Origin of the sequence: Frankia sp. CeD, from assembly GCF_000732115.1 — a bacterium.
Classification (GTDB): Bacteria; Actinomycetota; Actinomycetes; order Frankiales; family Frankiaceae; genus Frankia; species Frankia casuarinae.
The window spans coordinates 1-26442 of record NZ_JPGU01000035.1; the positions used below are offsets into that span (position 1 = coordinate 1).

The 26442-nt window shown below is 70.8% G+C and carries 15 protein-coding genes; 11 read left to right on the top strand and 4 right to left on the bottom strand.

Annotated features, from left to right (window positions below; all coding sequences use genetic code 11):
- Positions 1 to 84 precede the first annotated feature (84 nt).
- The 4 genes from glgB to CED_RS16260 form a co-directional block, all read right to left on the bottom strand.
- A complete protein-coding gene (gene glgB, locus CED_RS16245; RefSeq protein WP_035912006.1) occupies positions 85 to 2523 on the bottom strand; it encodes a 1,4-alpha-glucan branching protein GlgB in 2439 nt (812 codons plus the stop codon).
- A 123-nt stretch (positions 2524 to 2646) separates the two neighbouring features.
- Complete coding sequence (locus tag CED_RS16250) at positions 2647 to 4017, bottom strand: aminoglycoside phosphotransferase (RefSeq protein ID WP_035912042.1); 1371 nt, start codon at positions 4015 to 4017, stop codon at positions 2647 to 2649.
- Positions 4018 to 4203: 186 nt separating this feature from the next.
- Positions 4204 to 5868 carry a maltose alpha-D-glucosyltransferase gene (gene treS / locus CED_RS16255; protein ID WP_049761123.1) on the bottom strand — a complete coding sequence of 555 codons (1665 nt, stop codon included), beginning with the start codon at positions 5866 to 5868 and terminating at the stop codon, positions 4204 to 4206.
- A gap of 59 nt (positions 5869 to 5927) precedes the next feature.
- The gene (locus CED_RS16260) at positions 5928 to 7946 is read right to left on the bottom strand and encodes an alpha-1,4-glucan--maltose-1-phosphate maltosyltransferase (RefSeq protein ID WP_035912008.1); all 2019 of its coding nucleotides are present in this window, start codon (positions 7944 to 7946) and stop codon (positions 5928 to 5930) included.
- A gap of 755 nt (positions 7947 to 8701) precedes the next feature.
- Between CED_RS16260 and CED_RS16265 the strand changes: the two genes are divergently transcribed.
- From CED_RS16265 to CED_RS16315, 11 genes are all read left to right on the top strand, one after another.
- On the top strand, positions 8702 to 9277 hold the full coding sequence (locus tag CED_RS16265) for a TerD family protein (RefSeq protein WP_035912009.1): 576 nt from the start codon (positions 8702 to 8704) through the stop codon (positions 9275 to 9277).
- Between the two features lie 420 nt (positions 9278 to 9697).
- Positions 9698 to 10870 (top strand): DUF475 domain-containing protein, encoded by a 1173-nt coding sequence (locus tag CED_RS16270; protein WP_035912011.1) that lies wholly within the window; start codon positions 9698 to 9700, stop codon positions 10868 to 10870.
- Between the two features lie 164 nt (positions 10871 to 11034).
- The gene (locus CED_RS16275; RefSeq protein WP_011438051.1) at positions 11035 to 11712 is read left to right on the top strand and encodes a tellurium resistance protein TerA; all 678 of its coding nucleotides are present in this window, start codon (positions 11035 to 11037) and stop codon (positions 11710 to 11712) included.
- A 112-nt stretch (positions 11713 to 11824) separates the two neighbouring features.
- On the top strand, positions 11825 to 11947 hold the full coding sequence (locus CED_RS25805; RefSeq protein WP_255361124.1) for a hypothetical protein: 123 nt from the start codon (positions 11825 to 11827) through the stop codon (positions 11945 to 11947).
- Positions 11948 to 13150: 1203 nt separating this feature from the next.
- Complete coding sequence (locus tag CED_RS16285; protein ID WP_035912014.1) at positions 13151 to 14821, top strand: Hsp70 family protein; 1671 nt, start codon at positions 13151 to 13153, stop codon at positions 14819 to 14821.
- Between the two features lie 398 nt (positions 14822 to 15219).
- On the top strand, positions 15220 to 18768 hold the full coding sequence (locus CED_RS16290; protein WP_035912016.1) for a hypothetical protein: 3549 nt from the start codon (positions 15220 to 15222) through the stop codon (positions 18766 to 18768).
- Between the two features lie 489 nt (positions 18769 to 19257).
- A complete protein-coding gene (locus CED_RS16295; protein ID WP_200875421.1) occupies positions 19258 to 21027 on the top strand; it encodes a glycoside hydrolase family 26 protein in 1770 nt (589 codons plus the stop codon).
- Between the two features lie 390 nt (positions 21028 to 21417).
- Positions 21418 to 22626 (top strand): HpcH/HpaI aldolase/citrate lyase family protein, encoded by a 1209-nt coding sequence (locus CED_RS16300; RefSeq protein ID WP_035912044.1) that lies wholly within the window; start codon positions 21418 to 21420, stop codon positions 22624 to 22626.
- The gene (locus tag CED_RS16305) at positions 22623 to 24173 is read left to right on the top strand and encodes a phosphoribosyltransferase family protein (protein ID WP_035912020.1); all 1551 of its coding nucleotides are present in this window, start codon (positions 22623 to 22625) and stop codon (positions 24171 to 24173) included. The genes CED_RS16300 and CED_RS16305 overlap by 4 nt, the downstream gene beginning before the upstream one ends.
- Positions 24174 to 24178: 5 nt before the next feature.
- Positions 24179 to 25327, top strand: coding sequence for a cysteine protease StiP family protein (locus CED_RS16310; RefSeq protein ID WP_035732866.1), 1149 nt, complete (start codon positions 24179 to 24181; stop codon positions 25325 to 25327).
- A complete protein-coding gene (locus tag CED_RS16315; protein WP_011438043.1) occupies positions 25324 to 26193 on the top strand; it encodes a hypothetical protein in 870 nt (289 codons plus the stop codon). Before CED_RS16310 ends, CED_RS16315 begins: the two co-directional genes overlap by 4 nt.
- The last annotated feature ends 249 nt before the right edge of the window (positions 26194 to 26442 follow it).

Below are 26442 nucleotides of genomic sequence, written 5' to 3' on the forward strand. Positions count from 1 at the left end.
GAAGGCGAGCTGACGGAGGCCCCGTACGGCGCCCTGGGCCAGGGGTCCCCGCACTGCGGCGAAGCCGCCGTGCGGGGGAAGGCACTAGGCGGGGGAGAGCCAGATGGCCCCGAGAGGCGGCAGCGTCAGGGTTGCTGAGGCGTCGAGACCGTGATGCGGCTCCTCGACAGCCTGGACCGAGCCGAGATTGCCGATGTTGCCGCCGCCGTAGCGGTACCCGTCGGTGTTGAGTATCTCGCGCCAGCGGCCGGGGAACGGCAGCCCGATGCGGTAGCCCTCGTGCCCGATGCCGGCGAAGTTGGTGACGCAGGCCAGCACGCCGCCCGCCGGGTCCTCGCCCGACCACCGCAGGAACGAGAAGACGTTGTTCTCCGCGTCGTTCGCGTCGATCCAGGAGAAGCCCGCCGGGTCGGCGTCGTGTTGGTACAGGGCCGGGACCGTCCGGTAGAGACCGTTCAGGTCGCGCACGAGGTCCGCGACACCGGCGTGGGCGGGATCGTCCAGCNGGGGCCATTCGAGGGACGCGGACTCGTTCCACTCGTTGTCCTGGGCGAACTCGCAGCCCATGAAGAGCAGCTTCTTGCCGGGATGCGCCCACATGTAGGCGAGCAGCGCCCGCAGGTTCGCGAGCTGTGCCCAGCGGTCGCCGGGCATCTTGCGTAGCAGTGAACCTTTGCCGTGGACCACCTCGTCGTGGCTGAACGGCAGGATGAAGTTCTCCGAGTAGGCGTACACCATCGAAAAGGTCATCTGATGGTGGTGGTACATGCGGTGGATCGGCAGCCGGGAGTTGTAGTCGAGGGTGTCGTGCATCCACCCCATGTTCCATTTGAAGCCGAAGCCCAGGCCGCCGAGGTGGGTGGGGCGGGTGACCCCGGGCCACGCGGTCGACTCCTCCGCGATCATCATTGCGCCCGGGAAACGGCGGTAGACGGTGGCGTTGGTCTCCTGCAGGAACGAGACGGCGTCGAGGTTTTCCCGGCCGCCGTGGATGTTGGGCAGCNAGCCGCCCTCCGGCCGGGAGTAGTCGAGGTACAGCATCGAGGCGACCGCGTCGACGCGTAGCCCGTCGATGTGGAATTCCTCGAACCAGTACAGGGCGTTTGCCACGAGGAAGTTGCGTACCTCGGGGCGGCCCAGATCGAAGACGTAGGTACCCCAGTCGGGCTGTTCACCGCGGCGTGGATCGGGATGTTCGTACAGGGGGGTGCCGTCGAAGCGGCCCAGCGCCCAGGTGTCCCGGGGGAAGTGCGCCGGCACCCAGTCGACGATCACCCCGATGCCGGCGCGGTGCAGCGTGTCNACAAGGTGGCGGAACTCGTCGGGGCTGCCGAAGCGGGCCGTCGGGGCGTAGTAGGCCGACACCTGGTAGCCCCAGGAGCCGCCGAAGGGATGCTCGGCCACGGGCAGCATCTCCACGTGGGTGAAGCCGTTCTCGACGACGTACGCGGTCAGTTCCTCAGCGAGCTCCCGATAGGACAACCCGCGCCGCCAGGAGCCCAGGTGGACCTCGTAGACGCTCACCGGCTCGGTGCGCCAGGCCGTCCGGGCCCGCCGGTCGAGCCACGCGCCGTCGTTCCAGGTGAAGTCGGAGGCGAACACCACGCTCGCGGTGGCCGGCGGCACCTCGGTGTGGAACGCCAGCGGATCCGCCTTCTGCCGCCAGATCCCGTCGAAGCCGAGGATCTCGTACTTGTACCGGGCGCCGGTGCCGGCGCCGGGGACGAACAGCTCCCAGATCCCGGAGCGGCCGAGCGAGCGCATCGGGAAGGCACGCCCGTCCCAGAAGTCGAAATCGCCGACGAGCCGCACTCCCCGCGCGGAGGGGGCCCACACGGCGAAGCTGACCCCGGTGACTGTGGCGCCGCCCGGCGTCGTCAGCGCGCGCGGATGCGCCCCGAGCACCTTCCAGAGCTGTTCGTGCCGGCCCTCGATGATCAGATGGAGGTCCATCTCACCGAGGGTGGGCAGGTGCCGGTAGGGGNCGTCGATGAGGTACGGGCCGTCCGGGTAGGTCACCTCGATGCGGTAGTCGGGCAGCATTCCCGGCACGGCCACTCCGAACACCCCGCCGCTGTGCAGCCGGGTGGCCGGGTAGCGGGCCGGCCCGACGAGGACGGTCACGGCCCTCGCATCGGGGCGCAGCACCCGGACGACCGTGGCGTCGCTCCCGGGATGCGGGTGCGCCCCGAGCAGCGCGTGCGGGTCGTGATGCGCCCCGCTGACCAACCGCTCCAGGTCGTCGTAGGGCAGGTCGACCGAGACCGCGGGCGCAACCGCGGGCGGGTCTGCGGGCAGGGCCGATGGTGGGGCCGATGGTGGGGCCGATGGCACGGCGGGATCGTCGGCGGTCTGTCCAGGCTGGGCGCTGGCGGACGATGCGTCGCGGNCCGCCAGCGCCNCCCGGCCACCGCCGTTGCGGACGGCGGTGGCCGCCCCTCGGGGGTTCGGTCGGTCGGGGGCGAGCCCGGTGGCCAGGCGTCCCGTCCGCGCCGTGCCGTTGTTGACGTCGCCGTTGTTCACTGGGACACCCCTGCCTCTCTGCGCGGTGATTTTTCGGGTCTTCTGTCGGGTCTTCTGGCTGATCCGCGTCCGGGTGCCGGCACCGCTGCCGGGCGGCCGCCNCGGCCCGGGCCGGGCCGTGGCTTACCCCGCCGACGGGCTGGACCGGGTCAGTCGTTCCACCGAGGACAGCGGGATCCCGATCCACCCCGGTCGGTGGCGGGCCTCGTACAGGATCTCGTACACGGCCTTGTCGAGCTCGAACGCACGCAGCACCACGGCATCCGCACGAGGATCGCGGCCGGCCGCGGCACCGTAGCCCCGGCAGAACGCCTCCCGGTTGCGATCTGCCCACTCCTGGGCGCGGTAGGCCAACGACGGCTCGTCACCGCGTTCGAGCNGCATCGACCGGGCCGCGTAGTCGAACGAGCGCAGCATCCCGGCGACGTCGCGCAGCGGCGATTCCAGCCCCACACGGTCGGCGACCGGGCGGACTGGCTCCCCCTCGAAGTCGAACAGCACCCAGCCCGAGTCGACCCGCAGGACCTGACCCAGGTGCAGATCGCCGTGTAGCCGTTGGAAGGGCCGGGGATGGACGGCCTGCGCCGACGCCCCCGTCACCTCGTCGTAGCTCTTGCGGATCGCCGCCTCGAAGGGACGCAGCTCGGCGACGGCCTCGACCGCCGCATCCAGCCGGCCATGCAGGTAGGTCACCAGGGAGCGCAGGGCATCGGCGGTCGCGGGCCTCGTCGGCAGCGTCCGGGCGAGGTCGGCGTGCACCTCGGCGGTGGCGGTACCCAGCCGCTCGGCCTCCGCGGCGAAGTCGCCGCCGACCTCGTCGGCGTGCAGGTCGGCCTCGGCGTACAGGTCGCGCACGCTGGCCAGCGCCAGTCGCCAGCCCTCGGTACCGCTGCGCAGGTACTCCTGGAGGAATCCGAAGGTGGTCGGTGTCCCGTCGACACGGCCGGAGTACCAGGCGACGGGGCGGGCCACGTGTGTGCTGCCCGCCTCCGCCAGCGCCCGGGTCACCTCCAGATCGGGGTTGACGCCCGGCCAGAGCCGCCGGAACACCTTGAGGATGTAGGCGTCGCCGTAGACGATCGAGGTGTTGGACTGCTCGGCGCCGACGGCGTGGGCGGGCAGGATGTCCAGTGGTTCCAGCGCCTCGGCGACGAGGCCGTCGCGGTGTGTCGACCGGCGGAGGAAACTCAGCAGGGCCGAGCTGCCATCGGGGTCGTGCAGGCCGTCGTAGACCAGGCCGCCGGCACTCTCGCCGATCAGGAAGCCCTCGTGGCCGAAGGGCGCGTCCGAGCGGATGACCACCGGAACCTGGTAATGGTCCGACGGACCGTGGTCGTAGTCGACGTCAACGACGAGCAGCCGTAGCGGTTCGAAGACCATGACGTCGTGACGGATCCGCAGGCCGCCCCCGGATCTGCCCTTCCCGGCGAACCAGCGCTGCCGGGGGAGCCACTCGCGCAACAGGCCGGTCAGTNCCGCGTGGTGGTCACCCATCATCGACCTCCCGGTGCCCGTCCTCAACGATCATTATGCCAGCTAACCTAACGTCCACTGCCTCCATAGCAGCCTTTTGCCCGACCCGGGCCGGGCCGCACGTCGTTCAGGCGGTTCCAGTGCTCCTTGGCTGTTCCTTGCCCGACCGCCCCGACGGCCTCCGTTGCCCCGGTCCGCCCAACGCGGCTAGGGGGTGAATTCCCCCGGTCTGGTCACCGCGAACCAGTAATGTCCGTGACCTGGCAGTGTCAGCAGGTAGGGAAGCTCGCCGATCGGCGGGAAGTGCACCCGGCCGAGCAGCTCCACCGGAACCATTCCCTCGAAACGACGCAGATCGAGCTCCACCGGCTGGGCGAAGCGGGACAGATTCGCGACGCACAGGACCCGGTCGTCGCCGAACTCGCGGACGAAGGCGAAGATCGAGGGATTGGACGCGCCGAGCTCGGTGTAGTCGCCGAGCCCGAAGACCGGATGACGCTTGCGTACCTCGATCATCCGCTTGGTCCAGGCCAGGAACGAGGTCGGCATGCGCTGTCCGGCCTCGACGTTCAGGGCCTGATAACCGTAGACCGGATCCATGATCAGGGGAAGGTACAGTCGGGCCGGGTCCGCGGTGGAGAAACCGGCGTTACGATCCGGTGACCACTGCATCGGAGTCCGGACGCTGTCCCGGTCGCCCAGGTAGATGTTGTCGCCCATCCCGATCTCGTCGCCGTAGTACAGCACTGGCGAGCCGGGCAGCGAGAGCAGGAGCGCGGTGAACAGCTCCATCTGGTCACGGCTGTTGTCCAGCAGCGGCGCCAGCCGGCGACGAATGCCGATGTTGGCTTTCATACGCGGATCTTTCGCGTATTCGGCCCACATGTAGTCCCGTTCCTCGTCGGTCACCATTTCGAGCGTCAGCTCGTCGTGGTTGCGCAGGAAGATGCCCCACTGGCAGTTCGGCGGGATCTGGGGTGTCTGAGCAAGAATTTCCGAGATTGGGTAGCGGGACTCCCGCCGGACCGCCATGAAGATGCGCGGCATCAACGGGAAGTGGAACGCCATGTGGCACTCGTCGTCGTTGCCGAAGTACTCGACGACGTCGGAGGGCCACTGGTTTGCCTCGGCGAGCAGCACCCGGTCGGCGTACTTGGCGTCGACCTCCTTGCGGACCCGCTTGAGGTACTCGTGGGTCTCCGGCAGGTTCTCGCCGTTGGTGTTCTCCCGGACATAGAGGTAGGGGACCGCGTCGAGCCGGAACCCGTCGATGCCGAGATCGAGCCAGAAGCGCAGAACCTCCAGCATCGCCTCCTGGACCTCGGGGTTGTCATAGTTCAGGTCGGGCTGGTGGGAGAAGAAACGGTGCCAGTAGTACTGACCGCGGACCGGATCCCACGACCAGTTCGACTTCTCGGTGTCCACGAAGATGATCCGGGCGTCCGGGTACAGCTCGTCGCTGTCGGACCAGACGTAGAAGTCCCCGAACGGCCCGTCGGGGTCGGAGCGGGACGCCTGGAACCAGGGATGGGCGTCCGAGGTGTGGTTCATCACCAGATCCGCGATGATCCGGATGCCCCGGCGGTGGGCCTCGTCAACCAGGCTAACGAAGTCGCCGAGGTCACCGAATTCCGGCAGGATCTGAAAGTAGTCACTGATGTCGTAGCCGCCGTCACGCAACGGCGAGGAGTAGATCGGTAGCAGCCACAGACAGTCGACACCGAGCCACTCCAGGTAGTCGAGCCTGGAGATCAGGCCGCGAATGTCCCCCGTGCCGTCGCCGTTGGAGTCCGCGAAGCCGCGGATGAGCACCTCGTAGAACACGGCTCGCTTGAACCAGTGTGGGTCGCGTAAAGTCCCCCCGACCGGCATGGCGGGGGCCGGGCCGGGGGNGTGGTCGCCGATCGGTTCGCTGAGAGGCTCAGAATCCATCACGACCGGGCCCGCACAGCGAAGACGTGCGCGGGCTCGACCGCCGGGTCCAGCCGCACGTAGTTCTGCTTGCCCCACGCGTAGGTGGCACCAGTGATCTCATCGGTGACCTCGAAGGAGTCTTCCCAGCCGAGGCCGAGGGCCGGCATGTCGAGCCGCACGGTGGTCTCCCGGGGAGCGTGCGGGTCGAGGTTGACGACGATGAGCACGGTGTCGGCGGCGGCCGTGTCCCCGGGATCCGTGCCGTCCGCCCGCAGGGAGTCCACCCGCTTGGAGAAGACCATGATCTCGTCCCCGTCGGCATGGTGGAAGTGCAGGTTGCGCAACCACTGCAGGGCGGGGTGGGCACGGCGGATCTGGTTGAGTCTGGTCAGGTACGGCGCGAGCGACTGGCCCGCACGCTCCGCCGCGGCCCAGTCGCGTGGCCGGTACTGGTACTTCTCGGAGTCCAGGTACTCCTCGCTGCCCGGTCGGACCGGGGTGTTCTCGCGCAACTCGTACCCGGAGTAGACGCCCCAGGTCGGTGACAGCGTCGCAGCGAGCACCGCCCGGATCCGGAACGCCGCCGGGCCGCCGTGCTGCAGGTACTCCGGCAGGATGTCCGGGGTGTTGACGAAGAAGTTCGGCCGCATGTAGTGCGCGGCCGACACCAGTTCGCGCGCGTACTTCTCGAGCTCCCACTTCGTGTTGCGCCAGGTGAAATAGGTATATGACTGGGTGAAACCGACCTTGGCGAGCGTGTGCATCATCGCCGGCCGGGTGAATGCCTCCGCGAGGAAGAGCACATCTGGTTCGGTCGACTTCACCTGGGCGATGAGCCATTCCCAGAACTCGACGGGCTTTGTATGCGGATTATCGACACGGAAGATTCGTACTCCGTGTGCAGTCCAGTACCGGACGACGCGCAGGATCTCCTGATAGAGCCCGGTCGGGTCGGCGTCGAAGTTCAGCGGATAGATGTCCTGGTACTTCTTCGGCGGATTCTCCGCGTAGGCGATGGAGCCGTCACTACGCACGACGAACCACTCCGGGTGATGCTTCGCCCATGGATGGTCCGGCGCGCACTGCAGGGCGAGGTCCAGCGCGATCTCCATGCCCAGCGAGCGTGCCCGGGCGACGAACAGGTCGAAGTCGTCGATCGTGCCGAGGTCGGGATGCACGGCGTCGTGGCCGCCGTGTTCGCTGCCGATGGCCCACGGCGAGCCGGGGTCCGTCGGACCGGGGGTGAGGGTGTTGTTGGGACCCTTGCGGTTGACCTCGCCGATCGGATGGATCGGCGGCAGGTACACCACGTCGAAGCCCATCGCCGCGACCGCGGGCAGGCGTTCGGCCGCGGTGAGGAAGGTCCCGGACCGGGGCGGGTCGAGGCTCGCGCCCTCCGAGCGCGGGAACATCTCGTACCAGCTGCCGTAGAGGGCGCGCCGACGATCCACCCACAGCCGGTACAGCGGTGAGCGGGTCACCAGTTCGCGCAGCGGACAGGCGTCCAGCAGGCTCACCAGCCGGGGATCGAGGGCCGCGGCGATCCGGTCGCGGGGGTCGGTGCAGTCGTCGTCGCGCAGCGCGGCCACGGCGAGAGCGATCTCCGCCCGGCGCGGTTCGGGGACTGCGGGCAGGGCCCGCAGCAGCAGGCGCGCACCGTCCTCGAAGTCCACCGCGAGTTCGTCCGTGCTCTGGCCCGCGCCGACCTTGAGGGCAATACCGTGCCGCCAGGTGGCGACCGGATCGGCCCACGCCTCGACCCGATATCCCCACAGGCCTTCGGTCCCGGCGGTGATCTCCGCCTCATAACGGTCGGTACCGGGGCCGGCGGAGCGCATCCGGATGAACGGAGTTCCCTGCCCGTCGGGACCTGACAGCACGACGTTCGCGCCGATGAGGTCATGACCCTCGCGGAACACCGTTGCACCGACGGTGAGAATTTCGCCCGCGACCGCCCGCGCCGGCCACTGGCCACACGAGACGGTCGGTGTCACATCGGAGACGACAACCCGGCCTACTGAACGTCCGATCATCATGACGACCTTATCCAGACGAACCACACCTCAATGGTCCGCCCTGTACGTGGCGATTGGCGACACCTCTGTGTGAACTGCCCGCGACCATCGCATGGGCGATTGTTGTCGTTGGGATGGGTCGGTCCGTCCCGCCCGGATGGCCCGCGCTGAAGGCAATGTTCCCCAGTTGCGGCCCTGTCGAACGTCCGAACCTCCTCTGTTGCGGTGCTCCGGGTGCGGGGTCGAGGTCGGAGCGTCACCGGGGTCCCGGCGGCGGACGCCCGGCGCATTCCGGAATCATTGTGGTGATGTTGTGTGATGGGGTCGGGGTGGCTCGGGTGGTGTTCCGCCGCGGTTGCCGGCGCGTAAAGGGGTGGCCCGATCGTGGCGGGCGGGCGGCACCGGGACGATTCGGGCGCAGCCGGCGCGGCTACGGGGCGGTGTGGCACCGGCTGCGGGAACCTCGTGGCCCACTCGTTCGTCCCGCAGGGCACAGTACTCCGGCCACGTGGCCTTCGTGGGCGGAGAGTCACTGTGGCGTTCACGCCGCGCAGTAGGCTGCCGGCGCCCGGGGACACCCGGGGACACCCGGGGACACCCGGGGACACCCGGGGACACCCGGGGCGCACCTCGCCCCGGGTCGCCGGCTTCCGCGGGGGCCGCTCGAGCGGCCCCCGAAACATCTGAACGGCAGCAACATCTGAACGGCAGCAACATCTGAACGGCAGCAACATCTGAACGGCAGCCCTTTCGAACAACGCACAGCAGGAGGAGCAGTGGGAGTCAGCCTCAGCAAGGGCGGCAACGTGTCGCTGACCAAGGAGGCGCCCGGACTCACCAACATCCTGGTCGGGCTCGGCTGGGACGTTCGGAGCACAACCGGCGCGGACTTCGACCTGGACGCGAGCGCCATCGCGTGCCGGGCCGACGGCAAGGTCGTGTCGGACGGGCACTTCGTCTTCTTCAACAACCTCAAGAGCCCCGACGGTGCGATCGAGCACCAGGGCGACAACCTGACCGGCGAGGGTGANGGCGACGACGAGGCCATCACGGTGAACCTCACATCCCTGCCGGCGGAGATTGACAAGATCGTCTTCCCGGTTTCGATCTATGACGCGGACTCGCGGCAGCAGAACTTCGGCCAGGTCCGCAACGCCTTCATCCGGATCGTCAACGGCGCCGGCGGCAGCGAGATCGCCCGCTATGACCTCACCGAGGACGCCTCCACCGAGACGGCCATGGTGTTCGGCGAGGTCTACCGGCACGGCGCGGACTGGAAGTTCCGAGCCGTCGGACAGGGCTACGCCTCGGGTCTGGCCGGGATCGCGCGCGACTTCGGCGTCAACGTCTGAACCCCGGATACGTCTGAACCCCGGATGCGCAGTCGGGCTCGGTCAGGCGACCGGGTCCGACCGGGTCACTGGGTCTGACCGGGTCACTGGGTCTGACCGGGTCACTGGGTCCGACCGGGTCCGACCGGGTCACTGGGTCCGACCGCGCCGGCCGGCGCGGTAATGACCAGATGCTATGGGTCCGGTCGTGTGTGGGTGACATGTACAGGTAGAGCGATACACATCGGGTGTAGCACTTTTGTCAGGTCGTGCCCACCAGACGAGCAGTTACGATGCCGACGACCGCCGCACCGGGCCAGCAGGCCGCGGGACGACGCGGTCTCCGGCGATGCTTGAGCGATGCGGGATCCGACGGACCGCGGATCCGCCCGCGCGGCGCGGCCGGGGTCTGGCGACCGGTCCGGGAGGGTGTTGGTAGGCGTGCACGCCTTGCGAATCTTCGGATGGTCCTTGGCGATCACCGTTATCGGGGTGGCCGCGGCGGGGGTGATCGGTGGCCCCAGGAACGCGGCGCTCGTCGCGATCCTCGCGGTGCTCGAGATCAGTTTGTCCTTCGACAACGCCGTCATCAACGCGACGATCCTCGGCCGGATGAGCCAGTTCTGGCAGAGGATCTTCCTGACGCTCGGCATCCTGATCGCGGTGTTTGGCATGCGTCTGATCTTCCCGATCGCCATCGTGGCGCTGACCGCGCATCTCGGTCCGCTCGAGGTCTTCGACCTGGCGCTGAACGACGGTGCCCGGTACGCGGAGAAACTGGGTGACGCGCATCCGGCCATCGCCGCGTTCGGCGGGATCTTCCTGTTCATGCTGTTCCTGGACTTCCTGTTCGACCCCGAACGGGAGATCCAGTGGATCAAGAAGCTGGAGGAGCCGCTGCGCAGGGCGGGCCAGCTCGATGTGGTTCCGATCGTGCTTGGGCTCATCGCCCTGCTGGTGGTCGGCCAGGCCTTCGCCGGCGACCACCAGCAGCAGGTGCTGCTCTCCGGGGTGGCGGGGCTCGCGACCTATCTGGGCGTGCGGGGACTCGGCGAGTTCTTCGAGGCCCGCGGTGTGGGCGCCGAGGACGATGNCGACGATTCCGTCGCCGAGTCGGCAGGCTTGGCCCCGGTCCGGTCGAACGGTACCGGCGGCCCGCCGAAGTTGGTGCTCGCCACCGGCAAGGCCGCCGCGTTCCTCTTCCTCTACCTCGAGGTCATCGACGCGTCGTTCTCGTTCGACGGAGTCGTCGGCGCCTTCGCGATCTCCCAGAACATCTTCGTCATCGCGGCCGGTCTCGGGATCGGCGCGATGTACATCCGGTCCCTGACCGTCTACCTGGTCCGGCGGGGCACTCTCGGCGAGTACATCTACCTCGAGCACGGTGCCCACTATGCGATCGGGGCGCTGGCCATCATCCTGGCCATCTCGATCGAGACCGAGGTTCCGGAGATCGTCACCGGTCTCATCGGGGTGGCCTTCATCGGTCTGTCGCTGCTGTCCTCCATCCGCCACCGGTCCGCCGAGCGCGGTTTGGCGGGTGCCGGGTCCGTCCCGGGCGAGGACGAGGGCGGCCCGGGGCAGCCACGAGAGGCCGTCGGCGCCCCGATGTAGCGGCCGTGCGCCGGGCGGCGACAGCCGGCCGGCGCACCGGGCCTGGGTGGCCGGTCTGGAGAGCGCCGCCGCGGATGTGACATCNTCGGGTACTGGCGTCCGATCCTGCCAGGCGATGATCACCTGATCATGGATGACACCCAGCTACCGCGAGGGAGCGGATCATGGGCATCGACTACAGCAAACGTCCCGCCACACCGGCGGCCGGTTCCGGCCCGGTCTCGCTGAGCAAGGTGACACTGACGAAATCCGCGCCGACCGTCTCGCTGAGCAAGCAGGGTGGTGGCGGGCGGCTGCACGTGAACCTCAACTGGAACCAGCAGCCGGGCGGCGGCCAGCAGAAGGGCGGCTTCCTCAAGCGGGTGCTGGGCGCCGCGGGCGGCGGCATTGATCTCGACCTCGCCGCGTTGTTCGAGCTCTCCGACGGCCGTGCGGGTGTGGTCCAGGCCTTGGGTGATGCGTTCGGCTCCTTCACGGATCCCCCCTTCATCAACCTCGACGCGGACGACCGCACGGGCGCCGCGGTCGGTGGCGAGAACCTGTACGTGAACCTCGCCGCCATCTCCCAGATCCGCCGCATCCTCGTGTTCGCCTTCATCTACGAGGGGGTGGCCTCGTTCGACCAGGCCGACGCGGTGGTCACCCTGACTCCGGCGCAGGGTGCCCCGATCGAGGTCCGGCTGGACGAGCAGGCCGGTGGCGCCCGGATGTGCGCCATCGCCCTGCTGACCAACACCGGCAACGACTTCAAGGTCAGCCGGGAGGTCCGCTACGTCAGCGGTCACCGCGAGCTCGACGAGGCCTACGGCTGGGGCCTGAACTGGACTGCCGGCCGCAAGTGACGCCGGTAGTCCGCGATGAGCCATCCGGTCCCGCCGCCCGTCGGCGAGGAGGATCGATACTCGATGTTCCAGCCACGTCGCGAGCCCTCGCCCGAGCAGGCGCGCGCCGACCGTGCGAGCTGCGACCAGCGGGCCCACCCCGGGCACCGATCTCATCCTGATCGTGACCCGGCTTCCGGGCGAGGCCGGGAGCGGCCCGGACGATACTCCGCCGATGATCGCGGCGGGCCGGTGACCGGCGCCGATCCGGGCCAGGCCGACCCGGCGTACGCCGGTCCTTCGCGGGCGGCCGGCTGGGAACAGGGCCGGAGAGGGCAGGTTCCGGTGGACGCCCATCCGCCGAGAGAGGACCGGTTCCCGGGACGGAACGCCCCGGCATGGTCCCCCTCGCAGCCAAGCCACGGCGGGTCGAGTGGCTACGGGGNCCATGCCGGNTCGGGGNATGGGNNGCGGGNGGNGCACCGCTCCGTCGCGGGCTCTCGGGGCGCGCCCGCGTACGAGGCGACCGATCCGCGCGAGGCCGATGACCTGCCGGAGGCTGAGTGGCGCGAGACCGGTCCCGAGGCCGGGGACCGCGGGGCGGGTGGCCCTGAGGACATCCGGCCTGATGAGGTCCGGCCTGATGAGGTCCGGCCTGATGAGGTCTGGCCTGATGAGGTCTGGCCCGACGAGGTCCGGCCCGACGAGGTCCGGCCCGACGAGGTCCGGCCCGACGAGCCGGAGTCGGCCGTGGCATCCGAGCGCGCCGAGCACGCCGGACCGGCGACGCCGACACGGTCTCCGACGGGCCCGGATCAACGGGATGCGGAGCGCGGCCCGGTCGACCATGGCGGCACCGCGGCTCAGGATGATCAGGTTCCTCAGGACGGTTCGGCGGATCAGGACTGCCCCGTGGACCGTCCGGGCCCTGACGGCGGCGGGACGGATCTGGTGGGTTCGATCGGTGCTGTCCAGGCGGTGGCGCTGGAACGCCTCGCGAGCCGCGTTGACGAGCTGGCCCGGCTACGGCGTCACGATACCCAACTCGTGGACCGATTGCATGCCGAGAATGCCCGGCTACGTAGTGGTGAGCTTACCGAAGCCATGGCCCCCCTTCTGCGGGGGTTGATTCGACTTCATGATCAAATGGGTAGCCTGGGGGCCGACGATCCGCAGAGTGTCGCCGGCATCCTGCGTAAGCAGCTGCTCCAGGTGCTCGATGTCGCTGTGGACGTCCGCCCGTACACGGCGGTGCCGGGCGGGACCTTCGACCCGGCGCGGCACCTGGGGGTGCGTCGGGTGCCGACGGACGACCCGGGACGGGACGGGACGATCGCTCGTACCGTTCGTCCGGGTTTCGTCCGCGGCGAGACCACGGTCGTCCGACCGGCGGAGACCGAGGTCTACCGANCGCGCTGAGCCGCGGAGGTACGAGGCTTGTGAAGGGAAGAATTAGACGGTGGCAGGCACCAAGGTGTTCGGGATCGACCTGGGCACGACCTACTCCTGCATTGCCCAGGTCGACGAGTACGGCCGACCGGAAGTGATCCGCAACATCGAGTCCCAGCCGACGACGCCTTCGGTCGTCCTGTTCGACACTGGGGCGGAGGGCCCAACCTCTTTCGTGGTGGGAACCCAGGCCAAGCGTCAGGCTCGCATCCGTCCCGACGACGTCGCCCGGCTGGTCAAGCGGCACATGGGCGCGTCGGACTGGCGGTTCGTGGCGCATGACGAGGAGTACAGCGCCGCCGCGGTGTCGAGCCTGGTGCTCAAGGCGCTCGCCGCGGATGCCGAACGCGCGACCAGTGTCCCGGTCACCGATGTAGTGATCACCGTGCCCGCGTACTTCGGTGACGAGGAGCGCAAGGCGACGAAGCTGGCCGGCGAGCTCGCCGGCCTCAACGTGGTCGACATCATCAACGAGCCGACCGCCGCCGCCTTCGCCTACGGATTCGGCCAGGACGGGGCCGAGGAGTCGACCGTGCTGGTCTACGACCTCGGCGGTGGCACGTTCGACACCACGGTCATCAGGCTGAGCGAGGGCGCGATCACCGTGGTCGCCACGGATGGCGACCACGAGCTGGGCGGTGCGGACTGGGACAACGAACTCGTCCGCTNCCTGGCGCAGAAGTTCACCGAGGCGCAGCCCGACGCGGGCGACCCGCTCGACGACGTCTACGACGAGCAGGAGCTGCTGGCCGCGGCCGAGGACGCGAAGCTGGCGTTGTCCGGCCGGGACAGCGTCGACGTGCTGGTCGTGCACAACGGCAGGCGCACAANCGTGCCGGNGACCCGGACCGTCTTCGAGGAGATCACCGGCCCGCTGCTGCNGCGCACCATCGACCTGACCGGCTCGGTGCTGGCGCGAGCCCGGGAGAAGGGTGTCGAGAAGATCGACTTGTGCCTGCTGGTGGGGGGCATGAGCAAGACACCGGCGGTGGCCCGCCGGCTGCAGGAGTCCTTCGGGCTCACCTCTCGGCTTGCCGATCCCGATCTCGCCGTCGCCAAGGGCGCCGCGGTGTACGGGCAGAAGAAGGCACTGGAGCGCGAGGTCCACGCGGACCTGGTCGCCAGCGGGCATCTACGTCCCGACCAGGAACTCGCCGCAGCCGACGCCGTGGACGTGGAGAAGGCGGCCGCAGCCAGCGCCGAGGAGGCGGGACTCTCGACCGCCTCCGTGGTCGATCTCGTCCGCACGAAAGTGACGAACGTCACGTCACGTGGCTTCGGGATCTTCGCCGAGGACCGGGGCACACCGGTCGCGGCCTTCCTCGCCCACCAGAACGACCCGCTGCCTATCGCCGTCACCCGGACCTTCTACACCGTCGTCGACGATCAGGCCGAGGTGGACATCCGGGTCTTCGAGCAGGGCACCACCGCCGAGTCCACGGCGATCGACGACAACAAGGTGATCGTCGCCGGCTCCATCAGCGGGATTCCGCCTGGCCACCCGTTGGGCACCCCCGTTGAGGTGACCTTCACGATGGGCGGGGACCAGACGATCCAGGTCACCGCCTCGCACGAGGGCGCGGCCACCCCCTTGGTGCTCGAGGTGCGCGCCGGGGTCGGCTCGGAGGAGATGCGGGCCGTCGAGTCGGCGAAGGTCAGCCTGCTCAAGCAGCGGGACTGAGACCCCGCGGCGGATCGGACCCCGCGGCGGATCGGACCCCGCGGCGGATCGGACCTCGCCGTGGATCGATGCCGGTGCCGGGCCATTCGGCCTCCCCCACGAGTGTTCCCGCACGAGTGTTCCGGCCCGCGGCGGCCGACGCCGGAGTGGATAGGGTTCAGCCTGACCAGGCACCGCGTCCGGTGGAGCGCCCTACAGGCCTCGCGGGGACGTGGGTGCGCGCAGTGCGTGCGGGCGGCGCCAACCTGGCGTCCGCGGCCCGCGCCGAGGCGCGGCTTCGTACTCTCAGGTGTGGAGTGGTCGACGGCCGCTCCACGATCGGCGCCTGACGACGGGCCGCCGGCCGGTTCCCGGCGGGCACGGTGGGCACGGTGGGCACGTGGGACGAAGGTGGATCGGTGAGCGCGGCGTTCGACGGCAGCGGCTATCGCCAGCGGGTGCTGGCGCCGCTGCGGGCCCGCGCCTCCCTGGACACCGCCGACCCGTTCCTCCTCGCGGGTCTCGATCCGACGGTGGCGTACACCGACTCCGACGTCGGGGCGCACCTGGTGCGGGTGCTCGCCTTCCTGCAGCGGGAACGCAACTCGGCGAAGTACGCGACCCTCGCCGCCGAGCTTGTCCGTCGGCGGGCGGAATGGGAGGAGCCGCTGCGGGACGCGGACTCCCGGGAACGGGNCCGCGCCCGGGTGCTGGCAGCCCGGCGTAGCGGTGACGCCGAGCGTCTCGCCAAGGTCGACGGCTATCTCGCCACCGTCCGGGAGCGTTTCGGCGGCATCCCGGCATCCCGGGTGGACGGCCTGCGCCGCCTCGCCGTCGCCGCGGGGGTGACGGTCGAGGAGTTCGACGCCCGCCTGAGCCGGGAGCAGATCATCATCGACGCCGTCGGCGGGGGCGTCGAACCGCTGCCGGCCGAGGTCCGCCGGCAGATCTCCGAACGGCTCGGCGAGCTGCGCGCCCTGCGCGGCGGGGACCGGGTCTCGACGGCGTCGCTGTGGGCCTTCCTGGGGCTGGCCCCGGACGCCTCACCGGAGCGGCTGCGGGCCGCGTACGCCGCGATGGTGGCGGGCAACCACCACCGTCCCCATGACCGGGAGAAGACGGTCACCGCGGACCTGCTCGCCCTCGTCTCCGCCCGGTTGATCGAGGGCGACCCCGCCGCGTACACCGTTGGGCTGATGGCGGACGCCGTGGACGAGCTGCGGCCCGCGGTCGAGGAACACGTCGTGCTCGACGGCGAGCTCACCGCGGTCGCCTTCGAGGGTCTCGTCCGGGCGGCGCTCGCGACCGGGCGCGGACTGACCGCGGCTCAGGCGAAGTCCGTCGTCCTGGAGGCGGCTCGGGAGCTCGGCGCCGCGGTGAACGTCGGCGGGGTCGTCGACTACGTGGTATGCCCGGGATGCGGCCGGCCGGAGGCGGCCGGGTCCGTGCGGCACTGCCGGTACTGCGACACCGACCTCTACACCACCTGCCCGTCCTGCGGATCGATGNCCGAGGCGGCGGCGGTCGTCTGCCGGCACTGCGGGCACAGCCTGCGCCAGGCCAGGGAGGCGGCCGATGCGCTCGTCGCGGTGCGTCGCGCCCTGGAGGGCGGTCATCCCCGCCAGGCCGGCGAGATCCTCACGACCGCCCATCCGGTGCTGGCCGCCGTCGGTGGACCGGTCGCCGGGACGGCGGAGGAACTGGGAGCCCGGGTCTCCGCCGCGCTGGGCGCCGCGGACGCCGGTTGGCGGGCACTCACCGAGGCCCGCGCGGCGTGCCGGGCGGATGCGGCGCTTGCCGATGCCCGGTGGCTCGCGGCACAGGCCGCCGACGTCCCCGGCCCCGACGGCCGGAAACCGGCCGAGGTGCTGGCCGAGCTCATTGCCGCCCAGGCGGTGATCCGCCGGCGGGTCGAGGCGGCGCGCGCGCTACCACCCGAGGACCAGGAGGCCGCCCTCGCCGCGGTCCTCGCGACGGCGGCGGACAACCGGGAGGCGCTCGCGGCGATGGCGGCTCTGCCGCTCTCCCCGCCGTCCGACCTGACCGCGGTGCCGGGCCCCGACGGTTCGGTGCAGCTGTGGTGGCGCGCTTCGCCCTCGGTCGGGGGCCCGGTCTCCTACCGGGTGGAACGCGTCGTGCCCGTGGAAGCTGGCGACGGCCAGGGGGTGGCCCCGGGGCGGAGCAGCCTCGGTACCACCCGCTCGACGGAGCTGTGCGATGCCGGCGCTCCCGCCTGGACTCCGGTGCGATACGAGGTGACTGCCCTCTGCGGTGAGCGCCGTTCCACGCCGGTGGAGACCGCCCCGCTCGTCTTCACCCGGGACATCACCGACCTGCGGGCCGAGCGCACCGCCGCCGGGATCCGCCTGGACTGGAGCCTCGGCGGGGCGCTGGCCGCCGTGACAGTGGAGCGGACGGTGGCACCGCCCGCCGCGGTCAGCCAGCCGCCCCGGCGGGCGCGGGGCACCGGCGGCCTCTTCCACGACACCGATGTCGTCGTCGGCGTGACCTATCGTTACCACGTCTTCGTCGAGTACCAGGACGCGCGGGGACACCCGGCCCGGACCCCCGGAGCCGAGGTGACGCTGGAGGTGGCCGCCCGCCCGCGGCCCGTCCATGACCTCACGGCGGCCACCGCCGCCGGGCGGACCACGTTGCGCTGGACGCCGCCGCCCGGCTGGGAGGTGCGGATCTACGCGACCCCGGTGCCGCAGCCGCCGGCCGTCCCCGCCGCCATCACCCACGTGACCAGCACCGCTCACGCGACCAGCACCGGCCCGTGGCCCTACCCGGGGTCGGGGCCCCTGCCGATGATCGGCATCGGGCCGGAAGGCTGCGACGTGTCGCTCGCCGCCATCCCCGATTCGTCACGTCTTGTGGGGCTGAGCCGTTCCGGGCAGGTCAGCGAGGTGGCACAGGTCGGCGAGGTCATCTACACGCCGCTGACGGTCCATGGCGGGACGGCCGTCGTCGGCCGGGCCGTGTGTCACCTCGCCATCGAACCCGTGCGGGATCTGCGCGCCGACGATCGAGGCGACTCGATCGTGCTGTCCTTCCAGCTGCCACCGGGGGTCACCGAGGCGCGGGTGCTCTGGCGCCGTGACCAACCGCCGACCGGACCGGATGATCCCTACGCCGCGAGCGCCAAGGTCACCAATACCAGTCTGGAGATCAAGGGCGGCTGGCATCTCGCCGCGCCGCGGGACGGGTGGGCTTACCACGTGGCCTGCTACCCGGTGTACCGGTCGGGGGGCGTGGCCCGGGTGGTCGCGGCCGGCGTCTCGGTGCTGGCGCGCCCCGCGACGCGTCCTGATCCACCCCCGATGCCGGCGGCGTCCGGGAGCAGCCCGGGAGGCTCGGCTGGCGTGGTCTCGGCTGGCGTGGTCTCGGGCCGGCCGGTGGTTGGTACCGTCGCCGACCCGATCACGATGCAGCCGCCGGGTGGGCCGACCCAGCCCCGCACCGGGGGCTATCCGTTGCCTGCGGCGACGGGTGCTGTGCCGTTGCCCGCGGCGACGGGCACCTACCCGCAGCCCCTGGCCACCGGCCNCCTCCGCCCGGTGCCGGAGCACGCGTCGGAGGCGCAGACGAACCCGCCGTCGGGCCCGACGGCGGGTTCGTCCACCGGCCCCACGCCGCCGCAGGCTCCGGCCGTCCAGCCGACCGTCACCTACACCGTGAGCAGGTCCGGCTGGCGGCGGCGCACCCTACGGGTACAGGTGCACACCACCGGTCCGGCCGGAGATCTGATTCTGTTCGCGCGGCCGGGAACCGTACCGCCGCGGGCTGCCGCGGAGGCCCACGAGCTGTCTCGGCTCGCCGCTGTGGACCAGGCCGGCACCCGGACCATCGACGTCACCCTGGACGGCGCCCAGCTGCCCTGGGGAGTCCGGCTGTTGCCTGCGCTGGTGCACCCGACTGGATGGACCATCACCCAACCACCGGACGACGCACTGGTCATTCGATGATCCGGAGCGATCCCAGGTGGATGTGCTCTCCGTGGTCCGCTTCGGCTCATTTCTTCTTGTTCTTCCGTTGATTTATGGCGGTTNCCTCNGGNTTTNTGGCACCAGATCTACAACATATGCGCTACTACGGAAAGTATTCATGAGGGTGCTGTTCCTTGGCTGGGATGCGCCGTTTACGATTGGCCTCATCACTCCTAGTCCCAGTACCGCCCAGGTGTGTATCGGTTACCTGGGTGGAGCACCTGTCGAATCGTTCCGGCTGCGAGGTCGGAGACGGTTGGGTTCACGGACGGGCACCTGACGGTGCCCGGTCGACTCGCCTGGTGAGGCACGGGTCGAGTCCGGTGGAGCGCTGAGCGGTTGCCGTGCGAGCGGTCCGCTCGGAGGGGACGCCCCATCGTGGGTCGTGGTCCGGCCATGCTCCGCCGTCGCGCGCCGGGTGATCCGACGGGAGCATGTCACGCCAACACCGAAAGGCAGCGCGCGAGCATGGCCTCGATCATCCGCGGCCGACCCGCCCCTCCGGTCGGCCAGCCGATTCCCTCAGCCCATCGACGACCCCGCAGCGGCCGGATCCACACCCAGCGCCGGGTCCGGACCGGAGCCCGGATCGGCCTGATAGCCGTGTTCGTGGTGGGTCTCCTCCAGGCGGTCACCCCGCTGGCCCGCGCCGCGGGAAAGTCACCGTCGCCGACTCCGGCCGTGTCGCCATCCGCGACGAGCGGATCCAGCCGGGCGGGGGGCGACGCGGGCAGTGGCCGCGCGCAGGGCGTTCCACTCACCACGCTGAGCCCGCAGGCGCGCAGCCGGATCACCCTCGTCCTTTTCGACCAGGACATCGTGCTCGTCGGTGGCCGCAGTTTTACCGCGGGTGATGATGTCACCGTCGTGGCGGAGACGGCCAAGCTGGGCGGCAGCGCGCTCACCCGGGCGGACGCCGACGGCCGCTTCATCNTCGGCTTCCGGGTGCCGGCGGACTTCGCGGGAACCGTCAACGTCAAGGCCACCCAGGGCACGGCCACGGCGACCGACGCTCTTGATGTGACCGGACCGGAGGCGGCCGCCCGGGCGTTCCAGGCCGCTCCGGCTCTTCCCGATGAACCGGTGGTGAAGACGGCGCCCTCGACATCGCCGTCTCCCAGGCAGCAGGACACGTCCGCGGGCACCTCGCCGAGCCCGGCCGTCTCGCCCGCGCCGTCCCCGTCCGCCGCCGGTTCGGCGTCCGCGTCGCCGTCCCCCGCGCCGTCCGCGAGCGCCAGCTCGACCGCCCTCACCAGGAGAACCGCAACGCCGACCGCAACGCCGACCGCGACCCCGTCCGGGTCGAGACCGACCCCCGGTACGGGATCGACGGGCACCGGCGCCGGTGGGACGAGGTCGGGCCTGCCGTGGCTGTCGGGGTTCCAGTCGCATCAGCTCGCGCAGCTCGTCGAGTTCGGTGACTGGCGCGGCCGGCCGAACGACATCGTCCACGTCTACACGAGCCGCGACCAGGGTTGGGGCGGGCTGGTGGAGCCGGCCTGGCCGGTGGATCTCTTCAAGGGTTTCCAGGGCAAGCTGCTGATCAGCCAGCCGACATTCCCNAAGGGCCAGGGCGACAACGCCGCCTGTGCCCGAGGCGAGTACGACTCCGAATGGAAGAAGCTCGGCAGCTTCCTCGTGGCGCACGGCCGGGCGGACTCCATCATCCGGATCGGCTGGGAGTTCAACGGAACGTTCATGTACTGGCATACGGACGCCGACCCGACGGTGTTCCGGGACTGTTTCCGGAAAATCGCGACCGCCATCCGGTCCACCGACTCCGAAGTCAAGATCGACTGGACCTTCAACGCGCACGCCTCCCCGGTACCCAGCGGCAACAGTCCCTGGGGCGCCTACCCCGGCGACGAGTACGTGGACTATGTCGGCATCGACGCCTACGACCACTTCCCCCCGTCGAAGGACGAGGCGACGTGGAACAAGCAGTGCGAGGACGTCAACGGCCTGTGCTACGTGATCAGGTTCGCCCGGGAACACGGGAAGAAGGTCGGCGTCGGGGAATGGGGGGTGGCCTCCTGCAGCGGTGACGGCGGTGGCGACAATCCCTTCTACATCCAGAAGATGTTCGACACCTTCAAGGCGGCCAGCGACGTGATGGGATACGACGCCTACTTCAGCGACCCCACTCCCGGAAACGTCTGCTCGACCATCACGAACGGCGGTCAGAACCCGAAGGCGGCCGCCATGTACAAGAAGCTCTTCGGATCCGGCGCCAGTTAGTCGCATTAGTGGGGGTCGATCGAGGGTCGGCCGGGAGTGGTGGGCCGCGGGCGACACAGCCTTCCGCGGCCCACCACCCGTTCCCGGGTCATCCGTTCCCGGACCACCCGTTCCCGATCAGGCCGGCGGGCGCCGCCCGCTGCCGCCCGCTGCCGGCTGGTGGCTGGCCGCTCGCGGACGCTGCGCCGCAGATCGGCGCCCCGTAGATGGCGCCGAGATGGCCGCCGTGTGTCGGCTGGCTGTCAGTTCCCGCGGGCTGTCGTCGGATGCCTTTCGCCAGGTACCGTCACCGAGAGGCAACGTTTCACGATCTTGCCGGCTTCGGTCGGCGCGCACCGTTTCGGGATGCTCGTCGAACGACGCCCCTGCCTTCGACGAGGAGAACGCTGCTTGCGCCACTTCGCCTTTCTAGGCCCCGAGACGGTTGACGCGCTGTTCCTCCGGCCGCCGGAGGACATCACCGTGAATGATGATCGTCATCTGCTGGCCACCGCGCTCGGCGCGACCCTCTACGCCCCGGGGACGCGCCCCCGGTTGGCATCGGACGTGTGCAGACAGACCGCGGCGGGGGTGACCTCGATGGTTCTCTGTCTGGAGGACTCCATCGCCGACACCGAGGTGGCCGCAGCCGAGGCCAACGTCGTCGCCGCGTTGCGCGCGCTCGCGGCGGAGCCCCCCTGGGCCGCGGGCGCGATGCCGCTGCTGTTCGTCCGGGTCCGCGCGGTCGGGCAGATCCCGGATCTTGTCGACCGGCTCGGGCCGGCCGGAGTCGGGTGTCTCGCCGGGTTCGTGCTGCCCAAGTTCGCCGAGGAGGGTGGCGAGGCGGCGATGGAGGCGGTGCTGCGGGCCTCCGAGACGGTTGGTCGTCCGCTGTGGACTATGCCGGTGCTGGAGAGCCCGCAGATCATCAACCGGGAGACCCGGGTGGAGGCGTTGTCGGCGGTCCGNCGGCTGGTCGACAAGCACGCCGACCAGGTGCTGGCGATCCGGCTCGGTGCGACGGACCTGTGCGGGCTGTTCGGGCTGCGCCGTGACCGCGACCTGACGATCTACGACATCGCCGTCGTCCGGGACTGCATCGCCGACATCGTGAACATCTGCGCGCGGGGCGGTGACCACGTCGTGACCGGACCGGTGTGGGAGTACTTCGCCCAGCCGGAACGGCTCTTCGTCAGCTCGCTGCGGGTGACCCCGTTCGCGCAGGCGGACCGCGTCGACGGCGGGGAGGAAGCGATCCGGATGCGCAGCGAACTGGTCTCCGCGGACCTCGACCGGCTGATCCGGGAGGTTGTTCTGGACAAGGCCAACGGCCTGATCGGCAAGACGGTGATCCACCCCAGCCACGTGCCCGCCGTGCACGCGCTGCACGTCGTCACCCAGGAGGAGTACACCGATGCCGAGACCGTCCTTGACGGGGATGCCGGCGGGGTACGGCCGAGCAGCTACGCGAACAAGATGAACGAGCTGCGTCCGCACCGGGCCTGGGCCGAGGTGGTGATCCGCCGGGCGCGCGCGTTCGGTGTCCTGCGCGAGGGCGACACCTTCGTCGAGGTGCTGGCGGCGACGCACGGTCGTTTCGACCAGTGGAATGCCCGATGACGGCGACGGCGGGGACGGACGCCCCCACCGGCGCGCCCATCCCTCACCCGCCCGCGCCCGCGCCCGCCCGCGGCCCAGCGGCCGCCCCCGCGGGGATGTGGCTGTGGACCGAGCTGGGCCTTGATGTCCAGGTCACCGCGGACGTGGCGGGCCAGGGGNTGCACGCCCTGGTGGGACTCGCCCTGCGCCGCAACCCACGCCGGGCGCACCTGTTGGTCAGCCGGGTGCTCGGCAAGCATCTGCCNGTGGCACCGGCCGAGGCGCTCGCGGCCGGGGCCGGGGTTGCCGCGCTGGTCCGGGCACTGCCCGGCTTCGAGGAGGCCGGAAAGCGGGTTGCGGNCCCGNGGGTTGCGGACCCGCCGGTGCAGGGTTCGTCGGCCGAGCAGCCCGGGGGCCCGCGGACCGGCCCGATCGTGATCGGTTACTGCGAGACCGCGACGGCCTTGGGGCACGCGGTCGCCGACGGTCTCCCGGCGAGCCACTACCTGCACACCACCCGGCGGCCGCTGCCCGGTGTCACGCCGATCCTCGAGTTCGTGGAGTCCCATTCCCACGCGACCCACCACTGGCTGATGCCCGAGGACCGCGAGATCCTGCGGTGCGGCGCGCCGATCGTGCTCGTCGACGACGAGCTGTCGACCGGGCGTACCGCCCTCGGCACGATCCGGATCCTGCAGGCCCACGCCCCGCGCGAGCACTACGTGGTTGCCACGCTGCTCGACGCCCGTCCGCCCGCGGCCCGGGCCGCGTTCGCCGATCTCGCCGGCGAGCTCGGGGTCCGGCTGGATGTCGTCGCCCCGCTCACGGCCACCGTCACCGTGCCGGCCGAGATCGCGGACCGGGCCGCGCGGATCCGCGCCCGGTTCGCCGGGGGCGCGGGCGGTCGGGACGCGGCGCGGGCGACGGGGGCGCTGGTGGCCCACCCGGTCCGCCGGCTGGTGGCCGACTGGCCGTCCGACCTGCCTGACGGTGGCCGTCATCGCTGGTCGCCGACCGACCGCCACCGCCTCGACGAGGTCGTGCCGCCGGTCGCCGCGACGGTACTGGCCGCGCTGACCCGGCCCGCGGGTCGCACGCTCGTGCTCGGGACGGAGGAACTGATGTACACGCCGATGCGGATAGCGGACGCGCTGGCCCGGACGAGTCCGGGTGAGATCCGCTACCAGTCCACGACGCGTTCGCCGGTCCACCCCGTCGACGTCGACGGCTACGCCATCCGCGCCGCCCTCACCTTTCCCGCGCCGGACGACCCGGGCCGGGCCAGCCACGTCTACAACGTCCGGCCCGGGATGTACGACGACATCGTGGTGGTCGTCGACTCTGTCCGGGTCGTCGACTCTGTCCCGGACGTCGCCCCGGGGGCGGACCGGAGCTCTCCCCGTGCGGATACCGGCCTCCACGGCATGCTTACTCAGCTACGCCGATGCGCTCCGGTCACGGTGCTGACACTGCCCTCCTACCAGCCCTCCTACCGGCCGTCCCCTCGACCGACCGGTGCGCCGCCCGCCGCCGGACCGCTCACCGGTGCGCCCGGGGATGCCCGGTGAGCGGGATCGGCGCGGTGGATCCCGCGCTCACCGGCACCGTCGGCTCGGGTTCATACGATCCGGCGGACGTGACCTTCCTGCTGACCGACCTCAGCGCGGTCGCCCTGGAGCGGCCCACCGAGGACCGTGAGGAGGCCATGCAGGCCGGCCGGCACTACTCCGAGGACCTGCCGGTCGAGTACCAACCCGACGCCGGTTACCTGGAGCTCTACCACCGGGCGCTGGACCGGTCGGCCCGCCGGGTCGCGCTCGCCACCGGCCTCGTGGCGGAGCTCGTACGGGTCACCAAGCCCGAGCCGGTCCTGGCCTCGATCGCCCGGGCCGGTACCCCGGTGGGGATCCTGATGCGGCGCTGGTACGGCTGGCGCCACGGGCTCGACACCCCGCACTACGCGATCTCGGTGATCAAGGATCGCGGCGTGGACCTGAACGCGATCCGCTACCTCACCTCCCGGCACGACCGGAAGGTGATCCAGTTCGTCGACGGCTGGACCGGCAAGGGGGTGATGACCCGGGTGCTGACCGACGCGGTGGCCCGGCTCGGGCTGGACGACACCCTCGCCGTGCTGGCCGACCCGGCTCGGTGCGTGCCGCTCTACGGGACCCGCGACGACTTCCTCATCCCGAGCGCCTGCTTGAACTCGACGGTGAGCGGGCTGGTCAGCCGGACCGTCCTCAACGCCGAGCACATCGGTCCTGATGACTTCCACGGTGCGAAGTACTACGCCGAACTCGCGGCGCACGATCTGTCCCGGCACTTCGTCGAGACGGTGGCGGCCCACTTCCCCGAGGTGGCCGACGAGGTCGCCGAGACCTGGCCGCGGCTGTGGGCCGCCGACCGCAGTCCGACCTGGGCGGGCTGGGCGGCGGTGGAGCGCATCGCGGCCGCGTTCGACATCCCCGACGTGGTCATGGTGAAGCCGGGGGTGGGGGAGACGACCCGGGTCCTGCTGCGCCGGGTGCCCTGGCGCATCCTCGTCGCCCCCGACCGGCTCGACGAGCTGACGCACGTGCTGGCCCTGGCCGCCGACCGCGACGTCGAGGTCCAGGAGCTGGCGGACCTGCCATTCTCCTGTGTGGGGCTGGTCCGCCCGGTCGGCGCGGCACCGGTCTTCCACACCCCGAACGCGCGCTGGCGCCCGGACGTCCTGTGACGGCCGACTCGTCCCCCGTGACGGCCGGTCCGTCCGCCGCGTCCGGGCCGCGTCATCTGCTGGCCTGCGACCTGGACAAGACGCTGATCTTTTCCCGGCACTCGCTGCTGCTGGCCGACGACCGGCCCGCACCGGAGCTCGTCGAGGTCGAACGCCTCGACGGAGCGCCGATCTCGTTCGCGACGGCGCGGTCGCTGGCCCTGCTCGCCGAGTTGCACGACCTCGCCGTCCTCGTCCCGGTCACCACCCGCACCCTCGCCCAGTACGCGCGGGTCGAGCTCGGGGTCCGGCCGCGCTACGCGATCGCGGCCAACGGCGGGCACCTGCTGGTCGACGGGGTTCCCGATCCGGCCTGGGCGGCGGACGTGGCTGCCGAGGCCGCCGCCGCCTGCGCCCCCCTGGCGGAGATGGTGGCGCTCGCCGAGCGGTCCGCCGCCGGCGGCTGGGCCCGGCTCGTGCGGGTCGCCGACGGGTTGTTCGTCTACCTCGTCGCCCACGACCGCGCTGGCATTCCCGACCTGACCGGGGAGGCCGAGACGGCGCGGGCCGCGGGCTGGGCGATGTCGGTGCAGGGGCGGAAGGTGTACTTCGTCCCATCGGTCCTGACCAAGCAGCGCGCGGTGGTCGAGGTCGCCCGCCGTGCCGGTACCGCCCGGCTGCTGGCCGCGGGGGACTCTGTGCTCGACGTCCCGATGCTCGCGGCGGCCGACCACGCCATCCGTCCGGCCCACGGTGAGCTGCACGAGCTGGGCTGGTCGGGCCCGAATGTCACCGTCACCGCCGCGGCCGGGGTGCTCGCGGGCGAACAGGTGCTGGCGGCGTTCGTCGCGCGGGTCCGGGCCGAGATCGCCGCCGGGAGTCGCTGAACCTCCTCGCGCGACTTCCGGGCCCGGTCAGACCGGGCCTTGGCGGCGCTCCTCCGGCGTGCCCGGCGGCGGCAGCGGATCGGAACCGGGGCCCATCCCAGGCGTCCAGACGTCCCGGTAGTGGGGGCAGCGGTCAGGGACCGCCTGGAGGTTGAGATTCGGGAGGCCGTCCCGGTCCNGATTGCCCTTCCGGGCGTTCGCGCGGGCCTGTGCCTGGGCGCGCCGGCACTTCGGACACTCCAGAATGAT